The following is a 9,498-nucleotide window of genomic DNA, read 5'->3' as shown; positions in this document are numbered from 1 at the left end:
AGTTGAGGCCCTCGCCAAAAAATGGGCAGGCAAGCGCGCCAAACGCAGCTAACCCGCGGCCTGCACCGGAGGGTTACGTAACCTATGCCCTCGTCGCGTTAAAAATTACAGCGGCATGGAATGACAGCAGGGGCACGCACGGCAAAGCCGGCTTTCATACTTTCATCCGTTTGAATTTTGGATGCCGAGAGCCAAGCGAAAGCGGCTCGCCAATTTTTTATCGATCCGTTCTGCGTTTTCCCCGCCTCTTCGCTGGCTTGGCCAGCCTTTACGGCGGCCGCCTGGTTTGTGTGGTGCCAGCTCCGGGTCACGCGGTCGGCTTAAAAAGTCGTGGCCCCGCGAGGTCGCGGAGCCGCTGAGATCGGATGGCCGGCACTCAGGCCGCGGCAGGCCTTCGCGTTGACGGCCTGCGTAGCGCCAGCGCGGGCACGATCAGTGCATGGACTGAAAGCACTTTTTAGGCATGGCATCTAGGCTTCTGAATACAAATGATTTGCTTGCATCATCAGCTCCTCCCACGATCAGCTGCGGGGCCGGAATCTTGTAGCTAGCCTGCAGCTTGTCCTTCAAATACGCCTCGAGCGCCAACCATGTTGGATTCTTTTGAGAGAAGAACACGAATTTCAAATACCTGCTGGAGACGTCCGCGTTGTAGACGGTTTCATCAGGGTAGTTCACGCTGTCGCCGCAGATCACCGAGCTGAGAAAACCCAAAGTGAAGACGCCATTACCCGTTTTGGCGATCGTGCCGGGGGACCATAGGCTGAAACCAGGGATGATATCGTTCAGGGCGAACAGAGACTCTTCGTAGGAATAACCGCCTGGATTTGTGCTTAGTAAGAGATCCCATTTGGCATGGTCGTTTGTCCAACTGTTAAACACTTTCGTCCCGATGTTGTTGAGATCGGGATCATTCTTGTCGCCATTGGGAGACGGTCGACATGCGTCGAGGATCAACATCCTCCGCTCGACCTGCGCTTTGTTCAGTTGGCTCATGATCACATCAGGGTTTAGGCCGGGACCGCGAGGATCAGAAGTCTGAAGTTCAACCAGTCCGTTCTTTGTTGCCCCGTGACCGGCAAAAAACACGAGCACCTCGTCGTCCCAAGGTTCGCTCCGACCCGCCTTTTCCGTCGCTATCGCGCCCAGCATGACTCCGATAGTGGTGTTGACCTTCTCAGAAAACAGACTGTCTTGCTTACCCATGACTACAATATCGAGATGTTGGTCATGCAAATCATCTAGCAAGACTTTCGCCTTCGGATTACTCAGGATCGCATCAGGGGCGTAGTCGCCTGGAGGAACATAAAACAGCTCGATCTTCATATCGTCGTACGCGGAAACTCCTCCGAAGGTCCCTTGCAGCTTCTTGTTGAAGTCCATCGCGAGAAGGCGAGCGAAATCCAATGCATCCTCGTGGGCATACTGAAGTGGGTTCGAGGCCGACTTGGAGAATCCCATGATTAGGGCCCACAGCTTCCGCTTACTGCGCGGTGGTTCGATCGCGCCAGGCGCCGACCACTTAACAAAAAAGCAGCGACTCGCGATGGGCAGGTCATTGCCGGCTGAATCGGCGGGCGTGCCGTCGCGATTGATGCCACGGTACAAAAATTTGCATATCTCAATTGGACCGAGGCGCTGGAGCGCTTTTGGCAACTCTAGATCTACCTGCATTTCCGCGGATGGATTGACGGGCAGCGCACGTCCGTCTGCAAATCGCACGCCATTGTAAATAACTGGCACATCCATTTCGCCCGACTTGAACCTCAGATACCTCTGCTTTCCGTCATTCCACCCTGACAGCGTGACTTGCGCCGAAAATCTCTCTGTTTTCACGGCAAGGCCGGCGATGACCTCGACCTCAGTCTGCTGTTGCTCCGCATGCTTGAGGATAGGACTCCGATCGCTCAGCTTTAACTGCGCGCCCTCCGCACGTTCGATATTGGCGAGACTACTTCCAAGTGCTGTCTGGGCATGAGCAACACCGACGAATTCAAATCGACGTACAGTGGATGCGTCCACATATCGGTTGCTCGGGGTGGGGCCATTTTCAGCTGCGCGGCTCGGTCCTCGCAGCCTCGGCGCACTTCGCAATGAACTGCGAACTGCATCCGGATCGTAGAGAGAAGGATCTTGCTGAAAATCAACGCAACCGGGGGCTCGCCCCGGTAGCTCGACCGGATAGCACGCGAGCCGTTGGGATCCGACCGCACCGTCAATCGCATATCGGCCGTTAGGAAGCCAGGCCAAGAACCCCCATCTTCCGTCATCAGACTGGGTCAAGTAGAGCGACATGATCAAGGGTAGACAATTCGAGGGACTAAACCCAAGCGCGTACCAACGGATAATTCCGTCCCCATGCGCTACAACAAGGAACTGGCCATCTGTAGTGATGTTCATCCGCTGAGCTTCTGCACGAACGGGTCTTGTACAGACCGTTCCCCCTTCTTCGCTCAGGACTCGTATGGCCCGATCCGTTCCCCACACGACCATCTTTAGCTCGTCGACGCCAGGTAGGCGTGGTACTTTGACCGCAGCTAATGACACTTCGTTCGGATCAATTCTGTCGAGCGGCAATGGCCGGTTGAAGAATACGGGAGGATTGTCCGCGACCCGACTGTCGTACCCCCATTTATCACGGCTAGATTTTGGTTCGCTTAGTTCATAGCGATCCTGGTGATCGGTCCGTGCGATGAGAGTACGCAGACGGTCCTTCAGCTCTGATTCATCGTCGATCGGGGCGGCATCGACAAGACGCATTTGATCGAAGAGTACGTTGAACAGCCTGTACTTTCCTTGCAAGACGGTCGAAAAATATACGTTGTTACGTTCATCGAGGATCAATCGATAATCTTCATCGAATCCGCGGAAGCTGATTGCCCGATTCTCTGCAATAACTCGCGACAATCGGGGGCGCGGCACCGACACATCGATCGTCGCGATCCGCTCGGTCGAAATGAACAACGTCTTGGCCGGAAAACCGGGATCAATCAATTTCGCAATATACAAGAACGTGTCTGTCTGGCCTTGGATTTCTTGTAACGTGACACGGCTAAGATCCCGATCGAAGATCGCGATGTTGTTGGTTTCGTCGTTGTCGTCCTTTCCATTTAGGTCCTGATTCGGAAGAAATCCGTAAGCTATCAGAGAGGCCTCATTGTCACCTTGTCCTTCGACCGGCATCCAGGCCAAATTGGGAAGATAGACCGCGCCGTGATCAGGTTTCAGCTGATCCTTTAGGGAGAACGTCTTCTCAATATCGTAACCTCGCCCCTTTCTTCTCAAGAGGCCCACTTGGGGCGAAGCGACGTCGCCAACCGCCAAACGCGAAAGATCGGAAGAAAGCGCCAACCGACCTGGCTGAACCAGTCCTATTTGATCTCGGGAAACGAAGGCGGGCTTCTCGCCAGGAAATACCAAACCCTTCGTTCCATCGCTCAACGGATGCGGATAGATCGTAAGGCCCGAGGTTGAAAGGGCGAAGAGCCATGGATCGTCACCGACGGCATCGCTGAAGACAAGATCCGTCCCGCGCGGACGTGCTTCACACAAGCTCATCTTCCCCTCGGGGCAGCAGCTCTTTCCGGCATTCGACGCGGCATATTCCCCGTCATCCTTGAAGACCGGAGCTCCGGCATATCGCGGGTCCCGCAATTGCGACACCGCCCAGATTCTTAACCCGCATCCGCCGCTGAGAAGAGCAGCGAGAAATTGTCCGTCGGGAGAGAAGCGAAGCCGCGTAACGTAGGTGGGTATTTCAGATTCCAACGTTGCGATGATGTTTCGCCGCGCGCGATCGAATACGTATATTCGCGCGGTTGCACGCTGGTAACCGCCGCTTTTATCGCTTAGTGGCGGCGCCGAAAGTGCCACATATTCCGCATTGGGAGCGATAGTTGCCTGATACTTCGCTGGTTCGAATTCATCGCGCAGTGGCGCCCGGAAGACCGTGGGACGCCAGCTATCCTCGGTTTCACGGAACCAAACCGTGGCGATCCTTGATGAGCTCGCGGTCACAAAAAATCGCCCTGACCTGTCGGCATCGAGAGAGGTCGGTTTGCCGGAGAATGGCGTACTAATCTCCAACGGAAGGATTTGTGCTCGAGGCTCAAAGAAGCTGAACTGATAGAGGGAGAGCAGCGCCAGCTCGGCCACGACGATCATCCCCGTCGCAACGTATAGTCTCGGGTGTTTGCAGATCGATTCCCAGTAGATTGAGGCCCACCTTAAAAGGCGCTCGCGAAGCAAGTGCGCTTCAGGACGACTGCGGTTGTCTCTTGAATCCGACATCGTTCCGTACCCACCTATCTTACCGATTCGCCTCGGCTCCGAGATCAGGACTAGCGTCGGGACGCGTACCCGGCCGATTTCTCACCTGTGGTGATGGCATAAGCACCGGCGACGAAGGCAGGATCACTTGCGGCCAAGGCGGGGCTGACCATGCCCGTGCCTGATCGGCGTCCGGTCGCGTGCCCGGCCGATTGCTCGCCTCCGGTGATGGCATAATCACCGGCGACGAAGGCAGGGTCACCTGCGGCCAAAGCGGGGCTGGCCATGCCCGTGCCTGATCGGCGTCCGGTCGCGTGCCCGGCCGATTGCTCGCCTCCGGTGATGGCGTGATCACCGGCGACGACGGCACGGTCACCTCCGGCCAGGACGGGGATGACCATGCCCGAGGCTGATCGACGTCTGGTCGCGTGCCGGGCCGGGCCTTTGGGATGCCTGATGGCGTTGGGAAGAGCGGTTTGAGCTCATCTGCCATGCTTGGAGCCTCGCCGAGATAGGCGGCGACAGAAAGTATCATCAGTCCAAATGCCTTCGCGCTTGTCGATTTGGGCATCACCGATGGGCATTTGTCGAACCGCATTGTGACCTCCTATCAATAGACGCTGACGACCAGTTGAAAATCCGCAGAGCCAACAGATTCGCCACGACGGAGTATGACGGTGTAGAGATCGTCTGGCGGTGAAGGCTTCTCACAAAAGGCAACCTGCGCATGAGGCTGATCGCGACAGATCGCATCGTCTTGATCGCGGCTGCGTTTAGGTAGCAACAGCAGCGTAGGTTGATGGAGCAGGTCGTCCTTGGCCCCTGAGGATCTCGCCAAGTTGGCACTGACGCGAAGCCGGGTGGCTGCCTGCACAGAGAATTCGAACACATGCTCCGGATAGGCGTCGTTAATCTGCCCTGTGAATTGAACGTACCGATGTTCGTCGTCGCTATCGAGCGGCAACAACGAGCCACACTGCCGCTTGATCGTACCTGCGGCCTTTTTTATCCAGTTACGATTCTTGAAAACGCTCGCGTCATAGGCGCGATCGAGCTTTGCGCAAGTCAGATCGATTCCACCCGACGTAACCCCGGAGACAACAGGTTCAGGCCGATTTGACTCGAGCAGGAGCGGACCGCCAGAGTCACCGTAGCAGGTGTTAGATCCGCTGCCTGGCGTATACCGCCAACAGATGAGATCCGATTTTGGAAACTTGTCCGGACAGGCTGACGCGACGACATCACCGTAACGTTTGAGCCCAGCATCCATTTTGTCCGCAGTTGTCCGGCCAAAGCCAACGATCTTGGATACAGATCCGGATGCCTGTTCACGGTCATCATTGATTATATCGGGCACGATACCGTCGACAGGGGTCACTAGACGAATGACCGCGACATCAGCTTGAGATCCCGTCTCTTCATTCGGACGCTGGTAGTCGCGCTTGGGCCAGTCGATCGATCTTACGTCGAACACACCCGCATGCTGCAAAAATACCTTGTAGTGCGATTTGTCGAGATCGGAGGTGACGCAGTGGGCTGCCGTCAGGAATGCGTCGCACCCAATAATCGTGCCCGTGCAGGACGTTCCGAGACCTCCGATTCCCATATGCAGCAGCGCACCCACAGTTGGATACCAAGTCGTGAGAGTGCCATCGACGACCCTTACGAGAGATTCCGTCTCGGCACCGATGACGTGTTTGTGGCCGGAGATATTCGGCTTTCCAGCTGCTTCGCCGGCGCCGACCGAACTGTAGTTAAGGCAGGCCAACGATAGCATCAGCGCAGTCCCGCCGACTCTCATCAACCTGTGTTCGTATCGAGCCATGACAACTCCTGCATCATGGGCTTTGAACAGCCTGCCTAAAGGCTTGATTGTTGAGAAGGCGCTCTACGTCCGTACTCGGCGCCGACGACGGCGACCCCATAGCGATATTGAGCGTGTGCGTTCGTACCGCTGAAGCGGAAACGAGATTGCCGAGCGTCGTCGGCCCCTTCCAATGCAGGAGAGCCCAGTTGGGAGAGAGTCCCGCGCCGATCGTCACGATAAAATTCACCGCATGGGAGAGTGAGTCGATCGGCGGATCTGGATTGGCCAGTAGTTTTGCCGCGCTGGCATATCGCGCCGCAGCCTCCGAGTTTTCAGCTGCGTTCGTAGCGAGAGCAACAATGTCTTGGTGAGACAGATCTTTCCCGCTGTTGGTCAGCTTTTCCCATGCTTGATGAGAATACTTGGCGGCATTTGAAGCCTCTAGCGCGAAGCTCGCAATTCTAGCCTGCACCCTCGTATCAAGAAATCTCGTTGTTCTGGCTTGTCTTGCGGTGGCGTTCGCCTGCTGTGCCGATTTTACCGCATCAGTCTCGGAATTCTTGGCGTAGTCCGTATAGTATGCGAGATCGGAATCTGGGGCGTTGGTGCCTTCCGTTCTTGCGCCCCCGGCCGATGCAGCCTTGCCACCTGCTCCAGGAGACGGATGAATTCCCAGATTAAGATCGTGGTGGGCAACAGGCTCGAGCGCGGCATCGATCCACGGACCCAAGTCGAGATTTCCCTGTAGATCGGTGCTTCCCACTGGCAAGCACTCGTGCAGTCGACCTGGCCCCCACTCGCGCCAGGCCTTGAGCTCCCGCAGAGACATCGTGAAGCTCACGGTCTCCGTTCGGAAGACCTGGCTGCTATAGTTGGCGCCAAAGCCGAGATTAAAGTTCTGAGCAGTTGCGCCGACGGAATTGCCCGGCGTCCCGCTCGGAAAGGCCGCGGAGCTGGGGCCTGCGCCAAGAAAATAAGCGTTCTGCAAGGGCTGCACGAAAGTCGCGCTCGGTGAAAGGCTGCCAGACTCGTTGGCCTGCAGCGTCAGGTCGGCTTTAACCGTCCAGGACTCCAGCCAAGCGAATCTTTTATCTTCCATTTTGTGATCGACGGCATCGGCAAGTTCGCACTTCACGCGCTCAACCACATCTCTGATGGAGATTTCGGTACTAAAGGGCAGATTGTTGGTAGCATGCCAAAGAGGGGGCACTTGGCTACACGCGGCGAGCAACAAGCCGCAGCAGACACCCGGTACAATGGACTTAATTCTATTCATGGAATGTCCCCCCAGACACGCCTACGGTAATCTACTCTGGGACTTGCAACAGTATTCGCCGATCTGCATCCGTCGCGCGCCAGCGCATGTGCAAGCGCCCCTTTTGGCGAATCCCGCGAACTACTCGCTTGCAAAATTGCGCGGGTTCTTTTTCCAGTCCACCCACTTCGTTCTGCCCATCGGCGGAAACTCAGCAAGCACCCGCTTTTCGCCGGCGGCCTTCGCCTTCGCATTGTCGCTCCAGGCGGAAGCGCCTCCCACTCGAACCGCATTGTAGATCGCTGTGACCGTCAAACCGTCGACTTGGAAATCTTCCATGCTGCTCTTTAGAATTGCATCAGCATTTTCCCTTGGGATCGTCTGCGTCCAATACAGGTAGTCGTGGATGATTGCAGCGTAGGCATATGTGCCGTCCGGCCGAAGAGCCGACCAAAAGATCCGAGGAACGCTCGCGAGATCCGACACAAATCCTTTCGGAACGGTAACGGCCTTTAAACCGCCGCCCTGTCGCGCGCTCGGCTCCCATGAGATTGGATCCAGGAGATAGTAGATAGGTTCATTGAAACGGCCGAGATGGAGCGGCGAGTCCGACGTCCTAGCCGGATCCGACATCCAGGCGGTCATCCAACCTCCTTTGGAATATTGCTTCCGGTCAGCTTTCGAACGAGCCGAGGCAGATAGGGTCTGCGCTCCGAGGAGGCCACTAACGAGCAGAGATTTGATCAGCGTCCGGCGAGTAGACCTACAAGGGTAATCTTGCGAACGTTCGGGCATGAACAGCTCCTCTAAATAACCGGCTCAGTAAATTTGGTTGAAAGCGATATCATTTACCAACCAGTAGGCGAATGCAAGGGGGAAGCCGAACCCGGCCCCGCAAAAGCACAGCGCATTCGCTCCTGCACAGGAGTGGTGTACCGGCTTCACATGCGCGCGATCGCCCGCGATCTGGAGCTAGGCTTGGATCCCAAAAAGATCTTGATGCGCTGGCCGAAACACTTTTGCGCTTCGTGCGATTCTTCCCAGAGCAGCGACGAGGGGTACTGGCACGTGAGGGACTCGGAAACGTGTTTTAGAACCTAATGACTCGCAAGGTGCGAAGCTCAAAGGGCCCCCAAAAGGGGCTCTTTTCTTTAACGACGGGATGCGTCCCTTGCGAAGGTCACCCCTTCGTTGTCATGACTACGAGTACAACACCGGCAACGATAACGAGAGCTAGGAAGATCTTGCGCCTAAGAGCTCTTTGCGAGTCCAACCGCTGAGTGCAGGGTGCGCAAAGTGATCGAAGTCCAAAGTAACTTCTGGTCGATGGTACCTTGATCCCAAGCAGTGCAGCAATGGTGAACAGAAAGAAAGAAGGAGGCAAAGGGAATAATCCCGCCACGCTTGTCCCCGTTCGGACGTTTCTGCGAACGCCCTGTCCTTTTGCTAGTGCTGTCCCGCAGTGATAACAGCCCGCCATGCCTCAATCTCACTCTCTACATCGATAGTATGTTGCATTTCCCTTAGCGCTCGACCAAGACAATGCGATCCCGGAAATCCCGAAGCTAATTGTCGCTGGCCATCTATCTGCACCAACCTGACAATGGCCACGGACCGCCCAGCCTGATCGACTAGGAAGGAAAGCATCGAATGTGCATACGCCCCCTTCTGTCCTGGCTTCTTGGGCGGAGATCGTGAGCTGAACACCCTGCGTACATGCGGCATCGGTCGCCCAACCGCCAAGAAATGAGCGATTGCGCGCAACTGCCTGAGGCGATTGCAACGCTTGGGTAGTCACTGCATCCAAACGATTGTCGGGCGGCAAATGATTGACAATTTTGAACTCCCGCAAGCCATTGAGCGCGGTGACGGTCCACGACGGCTCAATCGCTGCGGTGAAGCCTAAGTCCTTCAGGCGACCGATCGAGGGATCAGGCGAGGCAACGATTGGAGGTGATTGGGCAACGCTAGGGGTGACCTCAGCTAGTGCCTGCGGTGGCGGCTTGATCTCACGAGGCGGATCGAGTGGTGGCACCGCTGGAGGAACGGTTGCCGCCTCAAATGTCAATCGGCTTGCAAATTTGACCCCTCGTATTGCCTCAGGAAGGAATGTTACCCGGGATGAAGGTCTGCGAGCTCCGCAGACCGATCTCGAAGCTGCGGCGAA

General features: G+C 56.3%; 6 protein-coding genes. All 6 read right to left on the bottom strand.

Annotation, left to right across the window (positions count from 1 at the left end; translation table 11 throughout):
- Positions 1-432 precede the first annotated feature (432 nt).
- On the bottom strand, positions 433-4,155 hold the full coding sequence (locus SO180_RS41360; protein WP_449384523.1) for a hypothetical protein: 3,723 nt from the start codon (positions 4,153-4,155) through the stop codon (positions 433-435).
- A gap of 185 nt (positions 4,156-4,340) precedes the next feature.
- Complete coding sequence (locus SO180_RS41355; RefSeq protein ID WP_449384522.1) at positions 4,341-4,670, bottom strand: hypothetical protein; 330 nt, start codon at positions 4,668-4,670, stop codon at positions 4,341-4,343.
- 209 nt (positions 4,671-4,879) lie between these two features.
- Positions 4,880-6,094 carry a S1 family peptidase gene (locus tag SO180_RS41350; protein ID WP_449384521.1) on the bottom strand — a complete coding sequence of 405 codons (1,215 nt, stop codon included), beginning with the start codon at positions 6,092-6,094 and terminating at the stop codon, positions 4,880-4,882.
- Positions 6,095-6,107: 13 nt separating this feature from the next.
- Positions 6,108-7,352 (bottom strand): hypothetical protein, encoded by a 1,245-nt coding sequence (locus tag SO180_RS41345; protein WP_449384520.1) that lies wholly within the window; start codon positions 7,350-7,352, stop codon positions 6,108-6,110.
- Positions 7,353-7,472: 120 nt separating this feature from the next.
- Positions 7,473-7,976 carry a DUF1353 domain-containing protein gene (locus tag SO180_RS41340; protein WP_449384519.1) on the bottom strand — a complete coding sequence of 168 codons (504 nt, stop codon included), beginning with the start codon at positions 7,974-7,976 and terminating at the stop codon, positions 7,473-7,475.
- A gap of 844 nt (positions 7,977-8,820) precedes the next feature.
- Positions 8,821-9,498: hypothetical protein (locus SO180_RS41335; protein WP_449384518.1), on the bottom strand; the 678-nt coding region annotated here is incomplete at its 5' end.

Source organism: Bradyrhizobium sp. UFLA05-112, assembly GCF_053572325.1.
Note: the sequence above shows the minus strand (reverse complement) of the source record. Positions and strands in the feature narration are given on the sequence as shown.